General features: G+C 70.9%; 17 protein-coding genes and 1 pseudogene. 10 read left to right on the forward strand and 8 right to left on the reverse strand.

Going from position 1 to position 22,107, the window contains the following annotated elements; all coding sequences use genetic code 11:
- Positions 1 to 81 precede the first annotated feature (81 nt).
- From EIZ45_RS36295 to EIZ45_RS36315, 5 genes are read left to right on the forward strand one after another with little or no spacing between them, the layout of a single operon-like run.
- Positions 82 to 1,395, forward strand: a complete 1,314-nt coding sequence (locus tag EIZ45_RS36295) for an SWIM zinc finger family protein (RefSeq protein ID WP_167754253.1) — start codon at positions 82 to 84, stop codon at positions 1,393 to 1,395.
- Complete coding sequence (locus tag EIZ45_RS36300; protein WP_167756664.1) at positions 1,392 to 2,834, forward strand: DUF5691 domain-containing protein; 1,443 nt, start codon at positions 1,392 to 1,394, stop codon at positions 2,832 to 2,834. The genes EIZ45_RS36295 and EIZ45_RS36300 overlap by 4 nt, the downstream gene beginning before the upstream one ends.
- Positions 2,831 to 3,916: an AAA family ATPase gene (locus EIZ45_RS36305; protein ID WP_043830093.1), complete on the forward strand. Its 1,086-nt coding sequence runs from the start codon at positions 2,831 to 2,833 to the stop codon at positions 3,914 to 3,916. The genes EIZ45_RS36300 and EIZ45_RS36305 overlap by 4 nt, the downstream gene beginning before the upstream one ends.
- Positions 3,913 to 6,093: a DUF5682 family protein gene (locus EIZ45_RS36310; RefSeq protein ID WP_134668119.1), complete on the forward strand. Its 2,181-nt coding sequence runs from the start codon at positions 3,913 to 3,915 to the stop codon at positions 6,091 to 6,093. The genes EIZ45_RS36305 and EIZ45_RS36310 overlap by 4 nt, the downstream gene beginning before the upstream one ends.
- Positions 6,090 to 7,250: a VWA domain-containing protein gene (locus EIZ45_RS36315; protein ID WP_037815505.1), complete on the forward strand. Its 1,161-nt coding sequence runs from the start codon at positions 6,090 to 6,092 to the stop codon at positions 7,248 to 7,250. The genes EIZ45_RS36310 and EIZ45_RS36315 overlap by 4 nt, the downstream gene beginning before the upstream one ends.
- Before the next feature lie 132 nt (positions 7,251 to 7,382).
- Here the strand turns inward: EIZ45_RS36315 and EIZ45_RS36320 are convergent, their stop codons facing one another.
- Positions 7,383 to 8,273 (reverse strand): MerR family transcriptional regulator, encoded by an 891-nt coding sequence (locus EIZ45_RS36320; RefSeq protein WP_134668120.1) that lies wholly within the window; start codon positions 8,271 to 8,273, stop codon positions 7,383 to 7,385.
- 44 nt (positions 8,274 to 8,317) lie between these two features.
- Here EIZ45_RS36320 and EIZ45_RS47080 point away from each other — a divergent pair.
- Positions 8,318 to 8,815, forward strand: a pseudogene (locus EIZ45_RS47080) (maleylpyruvate isomerase family mycothiol-dependent enzyme); the annotation flags it as partial.
- A gap of 46 nt (positions 8,816 to 8,861) precedes the next feature.
- On the opposite strand, the gene EIZ45_RS47085 reads toward EIZ45_RS47080, so the two are convergent.
- A complete protein-coding gene (locus tag EIZ45_RS47085; RefSeq protein ID WP_240690882.1) occupies positions 8,862 to 9,080 on the reverse strand; it encodes a VOC family protein in 219 nt (72 codons plus the stop codon).
- A 164-nt stretch (positions 9,081 to 9,244) separates the two neighbouring features.
- Between EIZ45_RS47085 and EIZ45_RS36330 the strand changes: the two genes are divergently transcribed.
- A complete protein-coding gene (locus tag EIZ45_RS36330) occupies positions 9,245 to 9,688 on the forward strand; it encodes a VOC family protein (protein ID WP_134668122.1) in 444 nt (147 codons plus the stop codon).
- A gap of 636 nt (positions 9,689 to 10,324) precedes the next feature.
- On the opposite strand, the gene EIZ45_RS36335 is transcribed toward EIZ45_RS36330, so the two are convergent.
- The 6 genes from EIZ45_RS36335 to EIZ45_RS36360 all read right to left on the reverse strand — a co-directional run bounded on the left by EIZ45_RS36335 (position 10,325) and on the right by EIZ45_RS36360 (position 19,327).
- Complete coding sequence (locus tag EIZ45_RS36335) at positions 10,325 to 11,797, reverse strand: NAD(P)/FAD-dependent oxidoreductase (RefSeq protein WP_134668123.1); 1,473 nt, start codon at positions 11,795 to 11,797, stop codon at positions 10,325 to 10,327.
- Between the two features lie 107 nt (positions 11,798 to 11,904).
- Positions 11,905 to 14,223, reverse strand: a complete 2,319-nt coding sequence (locus tag EIZ45_RS36340) for a polysaccharide lyase 8 family protein (RefSeq protein WP_134668124.1) — start codon at positions 14,221 to 14,223, stop codon at positions 11,905 to 11,907.
- A 78-nt stretch (positions 14,224 to 14,301) separates the two neighbouring features.
- Positions 14,302 to 15,756 carry an aldehyde dehydrogenase (NADP(+)) gene (locus EIZ45_RS36345; protein WP_134668125.1) on the reverse strand — a complete coding sequence of 485 codons (1,455 nt, stop codon included), beginning with the start codon at positions 15,754 to 15,756 and terminating at the stop codon, positions 14,302 to 14,304.
- A gap of 229 nt (positions 15,757 to 15,985) precedes the next feature.
- The gene (locus EIZ45_RS36350) at positions 15,986 to 17,134 is read right to left on the reverse strand and encodes a hypothetical protein (RefSeq protein WP_134668126.1); all 1,149 of its coding nucleotides are present in this window, start codon (positions 17,132 to 17,134) and stop codon (positions 15,986 to 15,988) included.
- Between the two features lie 4 nt (positions 17,135 to 17,138).
- Positions 17,139 to 18,395 carry a glucarate dehydratase family protein gene (locus tag EIZ45_RS36355; RefSeq protein WP_134668127.1) on the reverse strand — a complete coding sequence of 419 codons (1,257 nt, stop codon included), beginning with the start codon at positions 18,393 to 18,395 and terminating at the stop codon, positions 17,139 to 17,141.
- A complete protein-coding gene (locus tag EIZ45_RS36360; RefSeq protein ID WP_134668128.1) occupies positions 18,395 to 19,327 on the reverse strand; it encodes a 5-dehydro-4-deoxyglucarate dehydratase in 933 nt (310 codons plus the stop codon). The genes EIZ45_RS36355 and EIZ45_RS36360 overlap by 1 nt, the downstream gene beginning before the upstream one ends.
- A 129-nt stretch (positions 19,328 to 19,456) precedes the next feature.
- Between EIZ45_RS36360 and EIZ45_RS36365 the strand changes: the two genes are divergently transcribed.
- The 3 genes from EIZ45_RS36365 (at position 19,457) to EIZ45_RS36375 (ending at position 22,085) form a co-directional block, all read left to right on the forward strand.
- The gene (locus EIZ45_RS36365; RefSeq protein ID WP_037815491.1) at positions 19,457 to 20,254 is read left to right on the forward strand and encodes an IclR family transcriptional regulator; all 798 of its coding nucleotides are present in this window, start codon (positions 19,457 to 19,459) and stop codon (positions 20,252 to 20,254) included.
- An 83-nt stretch (positions 20,255 to 20,337) separates the two neighbouring features.
- Positions 20,338 to 21,162 (forward strand): NAD(P)-dependent oxidoreductase, encoded by an 825-nt coding sequence (locus EIZ45_RS36370; protein ID WP_134668129.1) that lies wholly within the window; start codon positions 20,338 to 20,340, stop codon positions 21,160 to 21,162.
- A 41-nt stretch (positions 21,163 to 21,203) separates the two neighbouring features.
- Complete coding sequence (locus EIZ45_RS36375) at positions 21,204 to 22,085, forward strand: helix-turn-helix domain-containing protein (RefSeq protein ID WP_134668130.1); 882 nt, start codon at positions 21,204 to 21,206, stop codon at positions 22,083 to 22,085.
- Positions 22,086 to 22,107 lie beyond the last annotated feature (22 nt).

Below are 22,107 nucleotides of genomic sequence, written 5' to 3' on the forward strand. Positions count from 1 at the left end.
GCGGAAATTGTCGGTGGCGGGTGGGATGCTCTTCGAGTCAGCCCCCGAGGGGGGAAGAACTGGAAGAGCGGCAAGGAAAACGTGGGGGACGAAGCAGCGGCGCGGTGGAGCCCGGAGCGGGTGCTCGAACTCGCTCCGGACGCCGCGTCGGCGAAAGCCGGGCGCGGGCAGGCGGCGCCGGCGAAGTGGTCGGACGCGGGCGCGTCCGCCCGTGCGGTCTGGGGCGCGTGCCAAGGCAGCGGGAAGCGGCCGTACCAGACGACGGTGGAAACGGCCGGACCCGCGTTCCGGTGCACCTGCCCGAGCCGGAAGTTCCCGTGCAAGCACGCGCTGGGGTTGCTGCTGCTCTGGGCCGACGGCCAGGTCCCCCGCGCGGAGGAGCCCGGATGGGTGCACCCGTGGCTGGACGAACGGGCCGCGCGAGCGGAGCGGGCCGAGAAGAAGACGGACGCGCCGAAGGATCTCGAAGCGGCGGCGAAGCGGGCGCAGGAACGGCTCGCGCGGGTCACCGCCGGAGCCGCTGAGCTGCGCGGATGGCTTGCCGACCGGGTGTCCGCCGGGTTCGCGGCGTTCGAACGCGGCGGCGCCGACGAGCTGTACACGGTCGCCTCGCGCATGGTCGACGCGCAAGCTCCCGGGCTGGCGAACGGCCTGCGCCGGGCGGCGGCGCTGGTCGGCCGCGGCCGGGACTGGCCGGACCGCCTGCTGGCCGAGTTGTCGCTGGTGTACGTGCTCGCGGACGCGGCGAGCAGGCTGGAGTCGCTGCCCGCCGGGCTCGCCGACACCGTCCGGACCCGGCTCGGGTTCTCGGTGAGCAACGCGCAAGTGCTGGAGTCCGGCGAACGGGTGCCGGACCAATGGCTGGTCACCGGCGCGATCGACGAGGAGCAGGAGTCGCTGCGCAGCAGGCGCACGTGGCTGCGGGGCAAACGCAGCGGCCGGCACGCGCTGGTGCTGTCGTTCGCTCCGCCCGGGCGTCCGCTGGACAGTTCGCTGCCGCCGGGATACGTCGTCGCGGGCGAGCTGGTGTTCCACCCGGGCGCGGTGCCGCTGCGGGCGGTGTTCGACCATCGGGAGGAGCCCGTCGCTCCGGAAAGCGGGCCGGTGGGCGGCACCTTCGCTGCCGCGCTGGCCGAACACGCCGCCGCGCTCGCGGCTGATCCGTGGCTGGACCGGTGGCCGGTGCTGGTGAGCGATCTTCGTCCGGCGCGGCACGGGGAGGGATGGGCACTGTCCGATGTGGACGGTGCAGCGCTGCCGCTGGTTCCGTCCGTGGATCCGTGGCCGCTGCTGGCGCTCGCGGCCGAGCGGCCGGTCACGGTGGCCGCGGAGTGGACGACAGCGGGGCTGCGGCCGTTGAGCTGCTGGCATCGCGACGGGATGGTGCGACTGTGACTGCCTGGAACGATCTCGTCAGCACCGTCCTGCTCGGCACTCGCCGCCGGACCCTCGACCCGGCCGGATTACCGCCCGGGGTAACGGAAATCGCCGGACACCGCGCCGACCCCGCCGACCAAGCGCTCGTCGCGGCGGCGGCGTACACCGGCTACCGGCGCGCCGGGCAGCGACCGCTCACCGGCATCGAGCCCGAACCCGCCGCGGCGGAGGACACCCGCCCGTTCATCCCGAACGTGGCGCGGGCGCGGCTCGGGCACCTGCTCTCCGCGAACCGGCCAGAGCTGGTCGAGGAATGGCTCGACACGGTGGCGCACAAGGGATTCCGCGTCCCGGCCGAGCGGCTGCCCGCGTTGGCCGACGCGGCACGGACCCGGGTGTCGCTGCGGGCGCCGCTCGCGACGGTCGCCGGGCCGGTCGGCGCGTGGCTCGGCGAGCGGAACCCGGATTGGGCGTTCCTGGTCGCCGCCGACGACGACACCAGCGACGACGCCTGGCAGTTCGGCACCGCCGCGCGTCGGCAGGCCTGGCTGGAACGCGTGCTCGCCGCCGATCCCGCCCGCGCGCGGGAGACGCTCGCCGCGGCTTGGGGGAACGAACCGGCCGACGTCCGGGCGACGTTCCTGACCTTGCTCGGCGAGCACCTCACCGAGGAGGACGAGCCGTTCGTCGAAGCCGCGCTCGGCGACCGGGCGGCCGGGGTGCGCGAGATCGCGCTGCGGCTGATCGGCCGGTACCCCCATTCGGCCTCCGGTGAGCGGATGATCGAACGGCTGCGCGCCTGCGTCACCGTGCGCAGCCGTGCGCTGCGGGCCGACGTCCTCGAATTCACCCCGCCCGAACCGGACGAGAGCCTGATCCGCGACGGCATCCGCGTCCCGGCCGGGCCCGGGCAGGGCACCGCCCGGTTGCGCGCGATCATCGCCGCCGCTCCCCTGCGGTTCTGGGCCGAGTACGGCACTCCGGGCGAACTGGCCGGGATGCTCGTCGAAGGGCCGCCGCTGAACGTGGTGCGCGAAAGCTGGGCCACCGCCGCGCTCCGGCAGCGCGACGAGCAATGGGCGCAAGCCCTCGTGGAAGCCGAACCCGGCGGGCGCAGCACCGCCGCGCTCATCGGCGTGCTGTCGCCCGAACAACAGGCCGCCACGGTCGCGAAGCTGACCCGCGGCCTGCCGGTCGAAGCCCTCACCAGGCTCATCCTCGACCTGCCTCAGCCGTGGCCCGCCGCGCTCGGCACGGTGCTGCTCGACTGGGTCGCCGGGCAGCGCGACCACCGGCTGGTCGCGCACGCGGCCGCGCTGATCGCGAAAGCCGTGCCCGTCGCCTGCCTCGGCCACCCGCTGGCCGAGATCCCGCTTCCCGGCGAGGCTGCCCCGTGGCGGCGCGCAGTCGCCGAAACCCTGTCCTTCCGCCGTGAAATGCACAAGGAGCTCGCATGACGTCCCCCGTCCTCCGGCCGCACGCCGAACAGGAATACGCCGGCGAACTGGCCGCTCTCGCCGCGGCCGACGACCGGGCGAAACCGCCGTCGTGGCGGCTGTCCCCGTGGGCGGTGGTCACCTACCTGCTCGGCGGGAAACTCGACGACGGCACCGCGATCAGCCCGAAATACGTCGGCCCGCGACGGCTGATCGAGGTCGCGGTCGCCACCCTCGCCACCGACCGCGCGCTGCTGCTGCTCGGCGTGCCGGGCACGGCGAAGACCTGGGTGTCCGAACACCTCGCGGCGGCGATCAGCGGGGACTCCACGCTGCTCGTCCAGGGCACCGCGGGCACCGCCGAGGAGCAGATCCGCTACGGCTGGAACTACGCGCGGCTCATCGCCGAAGGGCCGAGCGACCAGGCGCTCGTCGAAAGCCCGATCCTGCGGGCGATGCGCGACGGCAAGGTCGCCCGGCTCGAGGAACTCACCCGGATCCCGGCGGACGTGCAGGATTCGCTCATCACGATCCTGTCCGAGAAGACGCTGCCGATCCCCGAGCTGGGCTCCGAGGTGCAGGCCCGTCCGGGGTTCACGCTGGTGGCCACGGCGAACAACCGGGACAAGGGCGTCAACGAGCTGTCGAGCGCGCTGCGGCGGCGGTTCAACACCGTCGTGCTGCCCCTGCCGGACACCGCCGAAGCCGAGGTGGACATCGTCCGGCGGCGGGTCGGCCAGCTCGGCGCCGCGCTGTCGCTGCCCGCCGAAGCCGCCGATCTCGCCGAAATCCGCCGGGTGGTCACGGTGTTCCGCGAGTTGCGGGCCGGCCGCACCGAGGACGGCCGCACCGCGGTCAAAACCCCGTCGGGCACGCTCTCGACGGCCGAGGCGATCAGCGTGCTCACCGGCGGTCTCGCGCTGGCCGCCCACTTCGGCGACGGCGTGCTGCGCGCGCAGGACGTCGCGGCGGGGATTCACGGTGCGGTGGTGAAGGATCCGGTCGCGGACAGCGCGATCTGGAGCGAGTACCTGGAGACCGTGGTGCGCGAGCGGGAAGGCTGGGCCGACTTCTACCGGGCAGGCCAGGAGATCGCCGGATGACCACTCATCTCCTCGGGATCCGGCACCACGGTCCCGGTTCGGCGCGGGCGGTCGCCGCCCGGCTCGCCGAGCTGGAACCGGACGTGGTGCTGATCGAGGGACCGCCGGAAGCGGACCAGCTCGTCGATCTCGCCGCGGACGACGGCATGCGTCCGCCGGTGGCGCTGCTGGCGTACGCGTCCGACGACGTGTCGCGCGCGGCGTTCTGGCCGTTCGCGGTGTTCAGCCCGGAATGGCAGGCCCTGCGGTACGCCGCCGCGGCCGGTGTTCCGGTGAAGTTCTGCGATCTCCCCGCGGCACACCAGTTCGCGCTCGGCGAGGAACGGACCGCACCGCGCGTCGACCCGCTCGCGGAGCTCGCCGCGGCGGGCGGATACGACGATCCGGAACGCTGGTGGGACGACTTCGTCGAATCCCGCCGTGGCGAGGAATCGCCGTTCGAGGTGATCGCCGACGCGATGACCGCGCTGCGCGAGGGCGACCGGCCGGACGATCCGCACGAGCAGCGGCGCGAGGCGTACATGCGGAACGTGCTGCGCAAGACGCGGAAGGAAGGCTACGAACGGATCGCCGTCGTGTGCGGGGCCTGGCACGTGCCCGCCCTCGCCGATCCGCTGCCGCCCGCGTCGAAGGACCAGGCTGTCCTCAAAGGACTCCCGAAGCGGAAGGTCGTGTGCACGTGGGTGCCGTGGACGCACGGCAGGCTCGCGTCCGTCACCGGCTACGGCGCGGGCGTCCGCTCTCCCGGCTGGTACCACCACCTGTTCAGCACCTCCGCCGACGTCACCACCCGGTGGCTCACCGCCGTCGCCGGGGTGCTGCGCGAAGAAGACCTGCCGGTCTCCACCGCGCACGTGATCGAAGCGGTGCGGCTGGCCGACACACTGGCCGCCCTGCGCGGCCGGTCGTCCGCCGGACTGGCCGAGGTCGACGCCGCCACCCGCGCGGTCCTGTGCGGAGGCGACGACGTCCAGGCCGACCTGGTCACGCGACGGCTCGTGGTCGGCGAACTGCTCGGCGAGGTCCCGGACCACGTGCCGCAAGCACCGCTGGCCGCCGACCTGATCGCCACCGCCCGGCGGCTCCGGCTCAAACGCGAACCTCAAGCGCGGGAACTGGATCTGGACCTGCGCACCCCCGGCGGTCTCGACCGCTCGCGCCTGCTGCACCGCCTGCAGATCCTCGGCATCCCCTGGGGCGAGCCGGAACTGTCCTCGGTGCGCAACAAAGGCACCTTCCGCGAGACCTGGACTTTGTGCTGGGAACCAGGGTTCGAAGTCGACCTGGTCGCGGCCGCGGTCCACGGCACCACCGTGCCCGCCGCCGCCACCGCGGTCGTGCGCGAAACCGTCGCCGAATCTCCGCCGCTCGCCGACATCACCGTCGCGGTAGAACGCTGCCTCCTCGCCGACCTGGGCGACGCCCTGCCGGAAACCCTCGCCGCTCTGGACACCCGCGCCGCCGCCGACGCGGACGTCGCGCACCTCATGACTGCGCTGCCGCCACTGGCGCGGGCAACCCGCTACGGCGACGTCCGCGGCACCGACACCGCGCAATTGCAAGAAGTCGCCGACCGGATCCTCACCCGGGTCTGCGCCGGCCTTCCACCCGCCGTGCACGGCATCGACGAGGAGGCCGCCGCACAGTTCTGCGAGCTCATCGACGACGTCCACGAGGCCACAGACCTCCTCGGCGACGCCGCTCGCGACCGCTGGTTCACTGCCCTGGCCCGCCTCTCCACCCGCGACGCCCTGCCCCCGCTGCTGGCTGGCCGCATCGTGCGTCTGCTGCACGACGCCGACCTGCTGGACGGCGCGGAGGTCGAACTCCGGCTGAGCCGCATGCTCACCCCCGGCGTCGCCCCGACCGACGGCGCGGCCTACGTCGAAGGCTTCTTCTCCGGCGGCGCGCTCCTGCTGGTCCACGACGAACGCATGCTGCGGGTCGTCGACACCTGGCTGACCTCGATCCCGCCCGAGGTCTTCACCGAGGTGCTTCCCTTGCTGCGCCGCACTTTCGGCGCTTTCGCCAGTCCGGAAAAACGCGCGATCGGCGAACGCGCCGCCACCCTGTCCGGCACTCGCCGGGTCGAGCCGGCGCTCGCCGAAGACCTGGACGAAATCCGCGCCGCAGCCGCCCTGCCGGTCTTCGCCACCCTCCTGGGAGCCGCCCCGTGACCACCGACCCCGAACGCCTCCGCCGCTGGCGCCTAGTGCTGGGGGGAGATTCCGACGGCACCGGCCACGCACTGTCCGAAGGGGACACCGGCGTCGACAACGTGCTGGCCGCCCTCTACGACGAGCGCCCCAAAAACTCCCGCAGCAGCGGTGACCGCAGCGGCGGCTTGCAAGCCTCCGCGCCACGAGTCGCGCGCTGGCTCGGCGACATCCGGAAGTACTTCCCCGGCTCCGTCGTCCAAGTCATGCAGCGCGACGCCGTAGACCGCCTGGGCATCACCCGGATGCTGCTGGAACCGGAACTGCTCAGCGCCGTGGAACCGGACGTCCACCTGGTCGGCACCCTGTTGTCCCTCAACAACGTCCTGCCCGAGGAGACGAAGGAAACCGCACGCACCGTCGTACGCAAAGTCGTCACCGAGCTAGAGGAACGCCTAGCCGAACGCACCCGAGCAGCCGTCCGCGGCGCACTGGACCGTGCCGCCCGAACCCAACGCCCCCGAGGCGCGGACATCGACTGGGACCGCACCGTCCGCCGGAATCTGAAGCACTACTCCCCCAAGCTGAAAACCATTGTGCCCGAACAGCTTTTCGGCTTCGGCCGCCGAGAACAAAGCGTCCGCCGCGACGTGATCCTCGCGGTCGACCAGTCCGGCTCAATGGCAGAATCCGTGGTGTATTCAGGCGTTTTCGGCGCTGCCCTGGCCTCGATGCGCGCCCTGAGCACGAAATTCGTCGCGTTCGACACCGCAGTCGCCGACCTGTCCGATCACCTGGACGACCCCGTCGACGTCCTCTTCGGCACCCAACTAGGCGGCGGCACCGACATCAACCGCGCATTGGCGTACTGCCAAGGACTCGTGGAACGCCCCGAACAGACCCTCCTGGTGCTGATCAGCGACCTGTACGAAGGCGGAGTACGAGACGATCTGCTGCGCCGAGTCGCAGACCTGGTGGGATCCGGAGTGCAAGTGGTCACGCTGCTGGCATTGTCGGACTCGGGGGCACCGTTCTACGACCACGAGAACGCGGCCGCGCTCAGTGAACTGGGGGTGCCTGCTTTCGCCTGCACGCCAGACCTTTTCCCGGATCTGATGGCCGCCGCACTCCGAAGGGAGGACTTGTCCCGCTGGGCCGCCTCGGCGACCGCTCAATGACCCGGCGCGCCTAGCCTCTTCCGCCGGGAACGGTTCGGCGAGCGCGGGCTAGGGAGCGAACCCCCGCTCGCTGGTCCGTCCAGCTCAGCGAAACGTATCGCGCGAGCCGACACGTTTCCCGCTCGAGAAATCTCAGCCGGCCGAGCGGTCCAGCGCGTCCAGCAGCCAGGTGTGCGCGACCCCGACCGGCGCGGCTTCTCCGGTGACCTGGCCCGCGAGACGCCAATAGCGGCGGACCTGCGGGTGCCGGTCGCCAGCGGTGCGCCGTCGCAGAGTGCGGCGGAACTCCGGCGTGTCGCCGGTGCCGGACGCGGCGGCGTGGGCTGCGGCGAAACGGTCGAGTGCGGGTCCTGCCTCCGGCTCGGATCCGGCCGCCACCTGCGGGGCCGCCAGCTCGCAGGCCTCGCCGACGCCTTCGTGGAGGGCACCCAGGTGTGTGACCAGCGGGCTGACGCGCAGCCGGGCAGCGAACGCGCGGTCGGCGGCGAGCAGCACTAACTCGGCATAGGCGACGACCTGCTCCGGCGTCGGCAGTTCGGGCGGCCGCGGCGCGCTCGCGGCGAGGAACATGTCTGCCGTGTCCGGCGGGACGGCGCCGGTGGCCATCGGGTGCCAAAGGCGGACCAGGGCTGCATGCGCGGCCGAGCCGTCCGTGGCGACGGACAGCAGCTCGAGCCGGGCGGGGCGGGCGGCAGGCGGTGCCTCCTCGACGGCGCGGAGGGCTGAGCGTCGCCAGGCCAGCGTCGTCAGCTCGCGGTCCAGCGCGGCGCGCTCTGCGGACACGGCGTCGGAAAGGGAACGTTCTCCGGCGAGGACGTCCATGATCGGCTTCAAGCTCAGCCCGAGTCCGCGCAAGCGCCGCACCAGGACGAGGCGGTTGACGTCCGCCGGGTCGAATCGGCGATGTCCGCCGGCGCTGCGCACGGGTGCCAGCAGTCCCTCGTCACAGTAAAAGCGGATCGTGCGGACGGGCACGCCGGTGCGCCGCGCCAGGTCGCCGATCCCGAGTGTGTCGCCGGTCACTTCCGATGGAACCTCCAGCCGGGTGGAGTTCCTACGGTACGGCCATGGATCTCGATACCGCACGACTTCTCCAGGGATTGCACGAACACACGGAGGGATTCGCGAAGGCGGTCGCCGGGGCGGATCCGGAGGCTCCGGTGCCCACCTGCCCAGAGTGGCCGTTGCGAGTGCTGGCCGGTCACGTCGGCCAGGCGCACCGCTGGGCGGCGGACCTCATCCGATCCGGCCCGGCCCCGGTCCCCGACCCGTTCGAGGCGGACCCAGGCGCACCCGGCGAATGGTCGGCCTGGCTCCAAGCGGGCGCCGCGGACCTCGCCGACGCGGTGCTCGCCGCCTCCGACAGTCCAGTGTGGACCTACTTCGGCCCGCGACCGGCGACGTTCTGGCTGCGCCGCATGCTCCACGACACGACGGTGCACCACGCGGACGCGGCCTTCGCCACCGGGACCGCGTTCGCAGTGGCACCAGACCTCGCGGCCGACGCGATCAGCGAGTGGCTGGAAATGCTGTCCCATCCGGTCATGGCGACGCGTCGAAATGCCACCGGTTCTTGGCCGTTTTCGGCTCCGGAACCTCCTGGAACCACACTCACGGCCCCCGTCCCGAGGGATCGACGATCGACTCCGGAACATCCCCTGCGCCGGGCGGAATTTCGGCGTCGGGCACCCCCATCGCCGCCCAGTAAGCGCGCCACGTGGCGTGCCCGGCGGGCGGAGGTTCCGGCACGTATCCCAGTGCCTCGGCCCAGAAGGCCACCATTTTCTGCGGGTCGGAGCAGTCGATCGTCAGCTGAAGCGTCATGTCCATGCCCGGAGCATTCCAGGCAGGTCTGACAAAAAAGGAGCTTCCGCGCCCGCCCCGGCCGCACCGCCGAGGACCGCAATTTTCGAGAAGCCCCCCGGCCCCGGCGGACGCTACGGTCGAGCACAGGGAGCGGGCGAACGACGTCCGCCGGATACAAGGAGTGAGCTGTGATCAAGGGCCTGTCCATCGCCAATGTCTGGGTCCTCGACCATGACCGCGCCAAGGAGTTCTACACGGAAAAGCTGGGCCTGGAAGTCCGCACAGACCTCACGATGGGCGACGGCGGGATGCGCTGGCTGACTGTCGGGGCCAAGGACCAGCCGGATCTCGAGATCACGCTGATGGTCCCGGGCGCGCCCGCACTCGACCCGGAGTCCGCTGAGGCGCTGAAGAAGCTCGTCGCCAAGGGGGTGCTGGGAGCCGGGGTCTTCGCGACCGACGATATTCACGCCGATTACCAGGCGTTGAGGGCGCGCGGGGTGGAGTTCGTGCAGGAACCGCAGGAGCGGCCTTACGGCACCGAGGCCATTTTCCGCGACGATTCCGGGAACTGGTTCTCCTTCACCCAGCGGCGGGAGAACCTCGACCTGGACAAAGACTGGAGTTGCTGATGGCCAGGACGGCGGGACAGGCGGCGGTTCGCCGCCAGGTCGGCACGAGGGCTAAGCAGCGCGGGCCGGAGGATCTCGGCTGAGCCGCGACGATCCCGGCCAGGCAACAGGGAAGCCGAACAGGCCAGAGCGGAAAGAGGCCAGCAGGACCGAGTTCAACGGCGAGCGGGCGGTCGCAGCGATACTGCCGAGGAACGGCCCGAGGACATGCCCGCCGCCGGGTTCGCCCTGCCAGCCGAACTGCAGGACATCGACCCAGCGGCAAGGAGAACACCCACCGGCCGCCTGACAGAACTCGCCGCCGGGCTCATCCCCAGCGGAACTGCATGACACCTGCCCGGCGGCAAAGAGACCAACTTTCCGAAGCCGGTCGCCCAGCAAACTGCCCGCCCGGTTCGCCCCGCCAGCAGAGCTGCACGACACCGGGCCGGGTGGCGGCGAGACCGGCTCCCCGACACCGGCCGCCTGACAGAACTCGCCGCCGGAGGTCAGCGCGCGGCCGGTGGAGGCCTCCTACGACGGGACCGTCCGGCAAAGCGGTCCAGCCCACCACAGAACGTCCACAGTGGACGGCCAAGGCCCGAAACCGGCTCTTCTCAGCAGAGCAATCACAAAGACCGAGCACAACCCACGACATCAGGAGGGCACGCGCTGCGCCCCCACCCGCTCGAACCGCAGCACCCCGTCGTCCATGCGGCTCAGGTGCAGATCCGCTGCGTCCAGCAGGTAGTTCTGCCGCATCAGCCACGGGCGGCGGTCGCCTTGACGGGGCAGGACTGACGCCGCGCGGGTGAGGTAGCCCGACGTCAGGTTCATGATCGGCCGCCGACGCGTGGACGGGATCGCGGGCGGGCGAGGCACACAGGTGTCGAAACCGTTGCGCGACAGGTGGTTCAGCAACCTGCACACATACCGGGAGACGAGATCCGAGCGCAGTGTCCAGGAGGCGTTCACATAACCGATGCACCACGCCAGGTTCGGCACCCCGCCGAGCATCATTCCCTTGTACACCAGCTGTTCCGACGGTTCGATCACCTCGCCGTCCACGCTCAGTTCGATGCCGCCGAACGCGATCACGCGCAGGCCGGTCGCGGTGACGACCACGTCCGCGGGCAGGTGTGCGCCGGATTCCAGCGTGATGCCGTCGGGGGTGAAGCGGTCGATCCGGTCGGTGACGATGTCCGCTCGGCCGCTGCGGAGTGCGCGGAAGAAATCCGCTCCGGGCGTCAGGCAGAGTCGTTGGTCCCAGGGCCGGTACCGGGGCGAGAAATGGGGGTCGACCGGGATCGAGGCGGGCAACTGTTTCGCGGCCGCGTCGCGCAAGAAGGCCGCCGCGCGGTCGGGCTGTCGGCGCGAGAACTGGTACAGCAACGTTGTCACCAGGACGTTCTTCGCGCGCACCACGTGGTACGCGAGCCGCGCGGGCAGGAATCGGCGCAGGCGGCGGGCGAGCGAATCCGTCCACGGGCGCGACAGGACGTAGCTCGGCGAGCGTTGCAGCATCGTCACTGACTCCGCCGTGGAAGCCAGTTCCGGCACCAAGGTCACCGCGGTGGCGCCGCTGCCGATGACGACCACTCGTTTGCCCGTGAAGTCCGACCCCTCCGGCCAGAACTGGGGGTGCACGATCTCGCCGCGGAACGAGTCGCGGCCGGGGAAGTCGACGACGTGGCCGTTCTCGTAGCTGTAGTAGCCGCTGCACAAGTACAGGAAAGAGCAGGTGTGCGTGACGACCTCGCCATTGTGCGAGGCCGCTACGGTCCAGCGGGCCGACGCGGACGACCAGGACGCGCGGACCACCCGGTGCCCGAACCGGATGTGCCGGGAGACCTCGTGCTCGGCGGCGGTCTCGCGGATGTACTCGAGGATCTCGGCGCCGGACGCGATCGCCTGTTCCTTGCGCCACGGCCGGAACGGGTAGCCGAGCGTGAACATGTCCGAGTCGGAGCGGACGCCCGGGTACCGGAAGAGGTCCCACGTTCCGCCGATCGTGTCGCGCGCTTCGAGAATCGCGTACGTCCGGTCCGGGGCTTGCTGCTGCAACCGGCAGGCCGCGCCGATGCCGGAAAGCCCGGCTCCGACCACCAGGACATCGAAATGCGCCACGATTCCTCCCCGCGAGAAGCGACTCCGCCCACTTTACGGCCGGGGGCCGGATCAAGTGGGGCCCCGCCGGGCCAGGCCGGGAACCACCGGCCCGGCGGGGAAAACCGGGTTCACCGCAGGGAAACCACCTTGGTGGCGCCGAAGGTGTCCTTGAGCGGAACTTCCACCGTGCGCCGCCGCACCGTCACACGGACGCTGTCCTGCAGCTGCGTCGGGTCGGAAACAGCGATGCTGTTCCGGCCGAGCGCTACCGAAGCCGGTCCTGAAACGGATACTTCGTCTACCGTACCCGCACTGTAGAAGTTTGCGAGCAGTGTGTTATCCCACAGCCGCAAAGCCTGGACAGCGGGCGTATTGGCCCGCACGCGCCACGCGAGCACCGAAGCGACCGTCCCGACCACCGACGCGCCCGGCAGAACCGCGTATGCGTACTTCGCGGCCACCGGCTTCGCGCCGTGCTCGATCACCAGCTTCTGGTACCGCCGCGTGTTCGGTGTCGTGGTGCCCTTCGTGTTGGCACCGGCGTCGACGTCGCGCCACGCGCCGGTCCGGTCTTCGCGCAGGGCGGTGACCTCGGCGTTGTCGAGCAGGACGTACCCGCCGACCTGGTCGAGGTGCAGCCAGCGCGGCCGGTGCAGCGTGCTCGAATCGCCGACCGCGCGCCCGTCGGCCAGCAGCGTGCCGCGTCCGTTTTCGCCGAGGTTGCGGTTTTCGATCGTCGTCCGGACCGCCTGCCCGGACGTGTCGGTGATCCCCGCGCCGAGGCAGACGACGCCCGCCGGAGTGAAGAACCACGACTTCTTCGCGGTCAGCGAACCGTCCTCGGAGACGAAATCCATCGCGTACGCGCCGTGCCGGGCGTCCCAGCGCACGCCGCCGACGTGCGCTTTCGTCGTCAACGGCGTCGCTGCCAGCGGCCCCGGCGGCCCGGCCTTCGCCGTCGTGCCGGGCAGCAGGGCCGGATCGACGGTCGGCCAATAGGCGTCCGAGTAGTGGCCTTTCGCGTGGGGAAGGAACAGATACAGCACCCCGTCGCCGACGTGCCAGCCGTGCAGGTTCATCCCGTTGATCGACTCGTAGCGCGAGATCCGCGTGGAGCCGACGCCGAGGGACGCGGACCAGCCCTCGGTCACGTGCACCATCCGGTCCTGCTGCCCGAAGATCCGGTGCGTCGCGACGATCGGCGCGGGCCGCACGCGTCCGGCGAGCATCTCCTGGGCGAACTCGATGCCCGGCGTCGCGACGAGGTCCGGGCCGGGCGCGAACCGTTCGGGATCGGGGATTTCCAGGAACGGCGCGTACGTGCCTTCCTTGATCCATTTGGCGGCGAGCCCGGACAGTTCGGACTGTACGGAGCCGGTCGCCGACCGCGCGAGGACCAGAGTCGCGACGGTCAGCTGGTGTCCGATGTCGTGCGCGGTCTCGCCCTGCCGCGACAGCATCCGCCCGCGCACCGGCTCCATCAGCGCGCCCGCGTACACGAACGGCGCGAACGTGTCGCCGACCAGCGCGTACACCTGCTGCTTCAGCTCGTCCGGCAGCGCGTAGTCGGTGCCTTCGGTGACGTGTATCGTCCCGGCGAGCGCGGTCAGCAGGACGATGCCGTAGTGGCCGGGGTACGGGATGGTGTCGTGCTGGATGAACGAGCCGTCGGCGTGGAAACCGTCGCCCGCCGCACGGTCCAGCTTCGCCAGGACGCTGGCCGCTCCCCCGCCGGCGACGTCGGTGATCGCGTCGATGCCGGTGCGGATCCACGCGGTGTCGCCGGTCAGCGCGCCGGAGACGATCGAAATCAGCGCCTTGTCCGCCCGGTTCGCACCGGTTTCGACGATCCTCGGGTTGTTCGCGCGCAGATTCGGGTTCCCGACGAACCGCTTGACCGGGCTGACATACCGCGCCAGCTCGTCGGCGGTCAGCTGGTCGGCGACCGTGACGAGGGTGTGCAGCAGGTAGTACGGCACGCCGATCTCGTAGGTGTACCAGTTGCCGATCTCGCCGACCTGCGGGTTGTACTGGCTGGCGTAGATCAGTTCCAGCGCCTTCTTGATCCCGTCGAGCACCTTCGGATCGCCGGACAGCGTGCTGCCCGGCGTCCCCCAGTCGACGGCGATCGCGCGCAGCCGGGCGTACATCGACGTCGTGTAGTCGCTGCCGGGACCGAGCGGCAGGTCCGTCCACAGTGGACCGTTTCCGGACACCGACATGCCGTCGTAGTACGACTTCGCGACCCGGCCGAGGTTCTTGAGCGCGGCCGTGCGTTCCGGCGACGGGCGGTTGATGCCCGTCTGCAGCTCGCGGTAGCCGGCCACGATCTTCTTCAGCGGATCCGCGGCAGGTGCGGCGAAAGCCGGGCGCGCAGTGGCGACGAGCGCAGCCGACGCGGCGGCGATGGCACCGCCACGCAGTGCGGTTCTGCGGTTCACGGGCATGACGGTGCCTCCCAGTGGGGTTGGTTGCGCGGGGTGATCCCGGCTGGAACCGGGATCGCCGCGCACGAGGGGGTCTGCTCAGCGCGCTCCGTCGACACGGCGCGGCAGCTGCCACGGGTTCGCTTCCTGAAGGGCTTCCGGCAGCAGCGCGTCCGGGAAGCTCTGCCAGGCCACGGGGCGCAGGAAGCGTTCGATCGCGGCGGTGCCGACCGACGTCGTGGTCGGCGCGGTCGTCGCCGGGTACGGGCCGCCGTGCTGCTGGGCCCAGCTGACCGTGACGCCGGTCGGCCAGTCGTTCCACAACAGCCGTCCGGCCAGCCGGGTCAGGGACGGCAGCAGTGGACGCACGAAGTCGGCGTCGCCGTCCTCGCCCTGGACCGTCGCGGTGAGGCCGGGTTCGAGGCTGTCGAGGACCTCGATCAGTTCGGCCTGGTCGGAGTAGGTGACGATCAGCGACGCCGGGCCGAAGTGCTCCTCGCGGACCGCCTCGCCACCCGCCAGGAACTCCTTCGCCGTGGTGGCCAGCAGCGACGGGGTGAACGCGTCGCCCTCCTGCGCGCCTTCCACGACCGACTCGACGCCGGACACCGCACGCAGGTCCGCCAGCTTCTGCGCGAACCCGGCCGCGATGCGGTCGTTCAGCATTTCCTGCTGGGCCACCGCGCTGACCGCCTCGCGGAGAGAGCCGTCCAATCCGTGGCCCTCGGGCAGGAAGAGCAGGCCAGGCTTGGTGCAGAACTGTCCCGCGCCGAGGCTGAACGACCCGGCGTAGCCCTTCGCCACCGCTTCGCCGCGCGCGGCGACCGCACCCGGCGTGACGACGACCGGGTTGACGCTGCCCAGCTCGCCGTAGAACGGAATCGGCGTCGGCCGCGAGACCGCGATGTCGAACAGCGCGCGCCCGCCCGGCACGGAACCGGTGAACGCGGCGGCGGAAATCCGCGGGTCCTTGAGCGCCGTGACGCCCTGTTCGACCCCGTGGATCACCGCGAACGCACCCTCCGGCGCACCGGCGGCGGTCAACGCCTGGGCGACGATCTCGCCGGTCCGCGTCGAGAGTTCTTCGTGGCCCGGGTGCGCTTTGAGCACGACCGGACACCCCGCGGCCAGCGCCGACGCGGTGTCGCCGCCCGCGACGCTGAACGCGAACGGGAAGTTGCTCGCGGCGAACACCAGCACCGGACCGATCGGCACGAGCACCCGGCGCAGGTCCGGCCGGGCGCCCATCGGCCAGGCCGGGTCGGCGTGGTCGACGGTCGCGCCCAGGAATTCGCCGTCCCGCAGCACTTCGCCGAACAGCCGCAGCTGGAACGTGGTGCGCGCGAGCTCGCCCTTCAACCGCGGCGCGGCCGGCAAGCGGGTCTCCTGGTGCGCCAGCGGAATCAGCTCTTCGGCGGCAGCGTCGAGCGCGCCCGCGACGGCGGCCAGCCACTTGGCCCGATCGGCCGGGGTGCTCTCGGCGAACGGCCGGGCGGCAGCGGCCGCGGCGGCCAGCACGCTTTCCAGTTCCGGGGCGGAAGTTTCGCGGCTCAATGGATCTCCTCGTCAAACAGGTTCAGGACGTCAGGCGCGCTGCGGCTCGATCGGCCGGGGCACGATCGCTGAACCGCCGGGCTTCGGCGGCCAACGCGGGTTCCCGCGCCGGGGCGGAAGCTTTGCGGTTCAACGGACCTCCTCGTCAAACAGGTTCAGGACGGCGAGCACAGCCAGGACGTCTTCCAACGCCAAGGCGACTCAACGCATCTCCTCATCAAACAAACCGTCAAGACACCGAGTGCGCAGCACCAGTAGCGGCATGCAGATCCGGCCACCGCGCCGGACCGGCAAGACCCAAGTGGTACAGGTGCAATTCCGCAGCCCCCGCCTTAGCCAACTCGCCCACGTACGCAGCGATGTCCGGCACCGCACTAGCCGCGACCGCCGTGATGTAGCTGCCGATCGCGACTCGGTCCGGCAGCGCTCGCCGTGCGGCCGCGACCGCGTCGACGCTCGCTTGACCCGGTGCCCAGTTCTGCAGCACGACCGTCTCGGCGTCGTCGGCGGCCGTCGGGGTCAGGCCGGGCAGGGCACCGGTGACCCACGGGTCGAGCGCGCCGTGCAGCACGATCCGCGTACCCGGCTCCAGCACCGCCAAGACCGCAGCGCGCAACGCATCGGTCGCCTGCTGCCGACCGGAAAGCAGCTTTTCCTTCAACTCACCCGCAAGTCTATCCTCGACCACCGACAAATCCGCCGTAGCGATCAGCCGCTGCACCTCGGCCCGCAGAGTCTCGCGGACGTCGGACGGGTCGAGGCCGGTCCAGCCCTCCGCACAAGCGTCGCAGCAGCAGACCGACAACAGCCGCGCGGTAGCCGGAGCCCACACGCCGTCGGTCTTCTCGTGCTGATGCTGGTGCACGCCGCCGAGCGGACCACACGCTTCCAGCAGCACCGACGAAAGCTTCAGTCCCGCAACGGATTCCGCAGTCAGCGTCGCGGCGTACTCGCGTACCGCGGGCTGCGCGGGACACAGCGCCCACGGGTACGTCTCGCCGAAGCAGTTGCGCACGGCGTACTGCGGAAACTCCGTGCCCAGCTGCGAGTTGTGCGTGAGCACGATCCACGCGGCGGCCGGGATTCCGGCGTCGTTGAGCCGCCGGACCGCGTCGCCGCCGCTGTCCTCCGACGAGACCCAGTCCGGCGCGGCGGGGACGAGATCCCGGCCCGACCAGGCTTCCGCGCGCACCGGGCGGTAGAGCGCGGCGGTGCGCGCGACCACCGAGGTGCGCTCGCTCGACCACGGCGTCGCGGCGCGCGCGCTGTGGTAGGCCAGGGCCACCGCGACCTCGTCCACGCCGAGGTCCTGCACCCGCTCGGCGAACGCGGTGTCGCCGAGCACGTCCCACGGATACGCGTATCCGGTCACCTTCACCGGTTCACCACCTCGCCGTGTTCGGCTCGAAACCGGGCGTGTACTTGCGCATGTACGTCACATCGTCCCGTTTGGTCAGTCCACATCGGACATAGTCCTCGTGCGCCCTGGCGAGCGCATCCTGGTCCAGCGTGATCCCGAGCCCGGGCCGGTCCGGCACCGCCACCGCTCCGTCGACAAAATTCAGCACGCCCGGTTCGATCACGTCGGCAGTCTTCCACGGCCAGTGCGTGTCGCAGGCGTACGTCAGGTGCGGGGTCGCGGCCGCGACGTGCACCATCGCGGCGAGGCTGATCCCGAGGTGGCTGTTGGAGTGCATGGACAGCCCGACGCCGAAGCTCTCGCAGGCCACCGACAGTGCCTGGGTGTCGCGCATGCCGCCCCAGAAGTGGTGGTCGGACAGCAAAACGCCGATCGCGCGCGCACGGAAGGCAGGCTCCAGGTCTCCGAAGTTCACCACGCACATGTTGGTGGCCAACGGCATGCTCGCCTCGCGCGCGACGCGCGCCATGCCCTCGATACCTGGCGTCGGGTCCTCGAGGTACTCCAGCACGCCGTCGAGTTCGGCGGCCACGCGAATGCTCGTTTCGGGCGTCCACGCCGCGTTCGGGTCGATGCGCAGCGGATGCCCGGGGAACGCTTCGGCGAGCGCGCGAATGCCCTCGATCTCTTGCTCCGGAGCGAAAACCCCGCCCTTGAGCTTGATCGAGCGGAACCCGTACTCGTCGACCATCCGCTTCGCCGAGCCGACCAGCGCTTCCGGCGTCAGGATGTCGCCCCAGCTGTCCTCGTCCGCATCGATGTGCGCACCGTACTTGTAGAACAGGTACGCGGAGAAGTCGACGGCGTCGCGAGCCTTGCCGCCGAGCAGGTCGGCGACCGGACGGCCGAGGAACTGGCCTTGCGCGTCCAGGCAGGCGACCTCGAACAGCGAGTACACGCTGGCGATCGTCTTGCGGATGGAGAACCCGCCGATCAGGCCGTGCTCGTCGGTCAACACGGTTCCGGCCAGCTCGCGCGCGATGATCCGCTTCAGGCCCGGCAGGTCGAAAATGTCGTGTCCGGCCAGTTCCGGCAGCACCTTGCGCACCTCGCCGAGGAACGCCGCGTCGCCGTAAGACTCGCCGAGGCCGACCACGCCGTCGTCGCACACCACCTGGACCACGCTGCGCAACGCGAACGGCTCGTGCACGCCCATCACGTTGAGCAGCGGTGCGTCCGCGAAGGCGACCGGGGTCAGCACTACGTCCCGGATCTTCATCAGAGGCCTTTCAGCACGGCGAAACCGTTCTCGACGACCTTGCCCAGCCGGTCGATCTGCTCCGGCGTCGGCTCGATCAGCGGCGGCCGGACGGTGCCGACCTTGTCGCCGCGCAGCCGGGCGGCGGCCTTGACCAGCGACACCGCGAAGCCGGGCGTCTCGTCGCGCAACGCCACCAGCGGCAGGTAGAACCCGGCGAGCAGCGCGTCCATCGTCGCGTCGTCGTTCTCCGCGAGCGCGCGGTGGAACCGGTGCGCGATTTCCGGCGCGAAGCAGTGCACCGCCGAGGAGTAGCGCGCGACGCCTGCCGCCGCGTACGCCTTCGCGGACACCTCGGCGGTCGGCAACCCGTTGAAGAACAAGAAGTCCGCGGACCGCTGCGTGCCGAGCGCGCGGATCGTGGTGACGATCCGGGTCATCGTTTCGACGTCGCCGTAGCCGTCCTTGATGCCGACCACCGACGGGATGTCCAGCAGCTTCGTCGCGGCCGGCGCGGTGAAGACGCCGGTGCTGCGGTGGTAGACGATCACCGGGACCGACGTGTCGCCGACCGCGTAGCGCACGTAGTCGACCAGCCCGTCCTGCGGCCCGGTGACCAGGTATGGCGGGAGCAGCAGCACCCCGTCGGCGTTCCCCGCCTGCGCCGCCGCGACGCCCGCGCGCGCACCGGCCGCACCGCCGCCCGCGCCGACCCACACCGGCACCCGGCCGTTCGCGACTTCGCGCGCCTTGGCCAGCAGCGCGGCGACCTCGTCGACCGACAGCGAGCTGAACTCCCCGGTGCCGCACGCGACGAACAGCGCGCCCGCACCGGCGGCGATGTGGCTCTCCACGTTCTCCGCGAACCCGTCGAGGTTGATCTCGAGGTCTTCGGTGAAGGGGGTCAGCGGGAACGCCAGCAAGCCGTCCAGCTCGATTGCGGTCTGTGCCATCAGTTTCTGCTCCAATGTTCACATTCTTGAATGGAGTCTGTTATCGTGACTATGTTCACCCACAAGAACGCTGTTCGGGACGCTAATATGGCCGGACTCACAAGTCAACGGCCCGGTTGGAGGACGCGCATGGCGCAGAAGACGGACCCCGCCACCGCTCCCGCGGAGTCCGCGGGCGTGAAGTCGGCGCGGCGCGCCATCGACCTGATCGAGACGTTCGCCGCGAACGACGTGTGGCTGTCGCTGTCGGATCTCCATGCGCGCACCGGGTTCCCCCGCTCCAGTCTGCACGGTTTGCTGCGCACCCTGCTGGACGCGGGCTGGCTGGAGGCCGACGCGAACTCCGCGCGCTACCGGCTCGGCGTGCGCGCGCTGATCTGCGGCACCGCGTACCTCGACCGCGACGCGATCGTCCCCTACGCCACTGAAGCTTTAGAGCGCATCCGCGAGAAGACCGGCTTCACCGCGCATTTCGCGCGCCGCAACGGCACCGAGGTCGTCTATCTGGAGACGCGCGAATCGCAGCACTCCACGCACCTCATCTCGCGCGTCGGGCGCACCCTGCCGACGCACGCCACCGCGCTGGGCAAGGCGCTGCTCGCGGAGCTGACCCACGAAGAGGTCGAGGCGCTCATGCCCGACGAGCTGGTCGCGCTCACCCCGAACACCATCACCACGCTCGACGCGCTGCACGCCGACCTCGCGCGCACCCGGGAACGCGGGTACGCCGCCGAGATCGAAGAGGGCACCCTCGGCGTGCGCTGCGTGGCCGCGGTGATCCCGTACCGCATCCCCGGCACCGACGCGATGAGCTGCTCGATGCCGCTGGGCAAGGTCACCGACGCCGACGTCGAACGCGTCGGCGAACTGCTGGCCGAAACCACCGCCGAGCTCGGCCAGCAGCTGCGCCGCGCCGGAATCCGCTGACCGCCGCCACCCGTGCCCCTCGTGAGTGTTTATGCCGGTTAGAACCGGCATAAACACTCACGAGCTTTGATGGAAGGAACTCCATGCCAGACCAGCGTGTGCTGATCACCGGATCGGCCGGCGTCGTCGGCACCCTGATGCGGCCGCGGCTGCGCCGGGAAGGCCGGGTGCTGCGGCTGCTCGACCTCGCCGCGCAGCCCGCCGCCGAGGACGGCGAAGCGGTCGAGATCGTGACCGGCTCGGTCACCGACCCGGAGGCGATGGCCGCCGCCTGTGCCGGTGCGGACGCGGTGATCCACCTGGGCGGGCTCAGCCGCGAAGCCTCGTGGGACGCCACCCTCGACGTCAACATCAACGGCACGCACACCGTCCTCGAAGCCGCCCGCGAAGCCGGGATCCGCCGGGTCGTGCTCGCGTCGAGCAACCACGCCGTCGGCTTCCGCCGGAACGCCGACGCGGGCGAGAACGGGCTGCCCGCCGACTCCAGCACCCGGCCGGACACCTATTACGGCGTAAGCAAAGCCGCGATCGAAGCGCTGGGCAGCCTGTATGCGTCGCGCTTCGACATGGACGTGATCGTCATCCGCATCGGCTCGTGTTTCGAGACGCCGTTGCCGCTCGGCATCCGGGGCCTGACCAGCTGGTTGTCGCCGGACGACGGGGCGCGGCTGTTCGAGGCGTGCCTGAGCGCGCCGTCGCCGGGCTACCGGATGATCTGGGGCGTCTCGGACAACACCCGCCGCGTCTACTCACTCGCCGAGGCCGAGGCGCTGGGCTACAAGTCCCACGACAACGCCGAGGTCTACGCCGAGCAGATGGCGGACAAGCCCGCGCCGACCGGGGCCGCCGCCGAGTACGTCGGCGGACCGTTTTGCACCGCGCCGCTGGGCGTGTTCAACCCGCTCTGAGAGGTACCCTCGCCCACGGGACCCTCGAGGAGGAGGACGCCGTGGGCGAGCTCGGGCCTGCCGACACGAACGGCATCCTTTCCCTGCCGTGGATCCGCCCGGAACGCACCAGCGCGGGTCTCGGCTGGGACCGGATCTACCTGTCCAAACAGCACGAACGGCCGTATCGCGCGGAGTTCGGGCCCGCGCGGACGCACCAGCTGATCCTGCATCTCGCCGGTCCGGTCACGGTCCGCCGCGGCGTCGGGACGCCCGGCGAACGCAGCAGGCGGATCCCGGCGGGCGGCCTCTTTCTCCAGCCGTCGCACCAGGAACTGTCGGTGGAACTCGGCGGCGAGCTCGACACGCTGCACGTCTACCTGCCGGATTCGGCGGTGCAGGAAGCCGCCGGATCGGACGCTCCGATCCAGCTGGCCGACGAGCTCGGCAGCGTCGACCCCTTGCTCGAACAGCTCGTTCTCGCGCTCGACCGCGTCGTGCGCGAGTGGGAGCCGGGTGCCCGCGCGTACGCGGATCAGCTCAGCACCCTCGTCGCCGCGCAGCTCGCCCGCCAGCACCGGGCCGGCCGGAGCGCGCCCGCGGCGGCGAGGCCGGTCGAGGCGCTGACCGACCGGCAGTTCGCCCAGGTGCGCGAGCTGATGGACGAACGCCTCGCCGAACCCCTCGGCCTCGACGAACTCGCCGCGGCAGCCGGGTTGAGCGTCAGCCGGTTCGCCCGGCGGTTCAAGGCACGCACCGGGCTGCCGCCGCACCGGTACCTGCTGCGACTGCGTGTGGAGCAGGCCGGATTGCTGCTGCGGACCGGCACCGAACCGATCGCGGACATCGCCGTGCGCTGCGGTTTCTCCCACCAGGAACACCTCACGCGGGTGCTGCGCGCCCAGCTGGGCACCACGCCCGCCGCGCTTCGCCGGGACGGCTGACGCGCGTTTCGTGCAGTCCGCT

This window comes from Amycolatopsis sp. CFH S0740 (genome assembly GCF_004522315.1).
Taxonomy (GTDB): Bacteria; Actinomycetota; Actinomycetes; order Mycobacteriales; family Pseudonocardiaceae; genus Amycolatopsis; species Amycolatopsis nivea.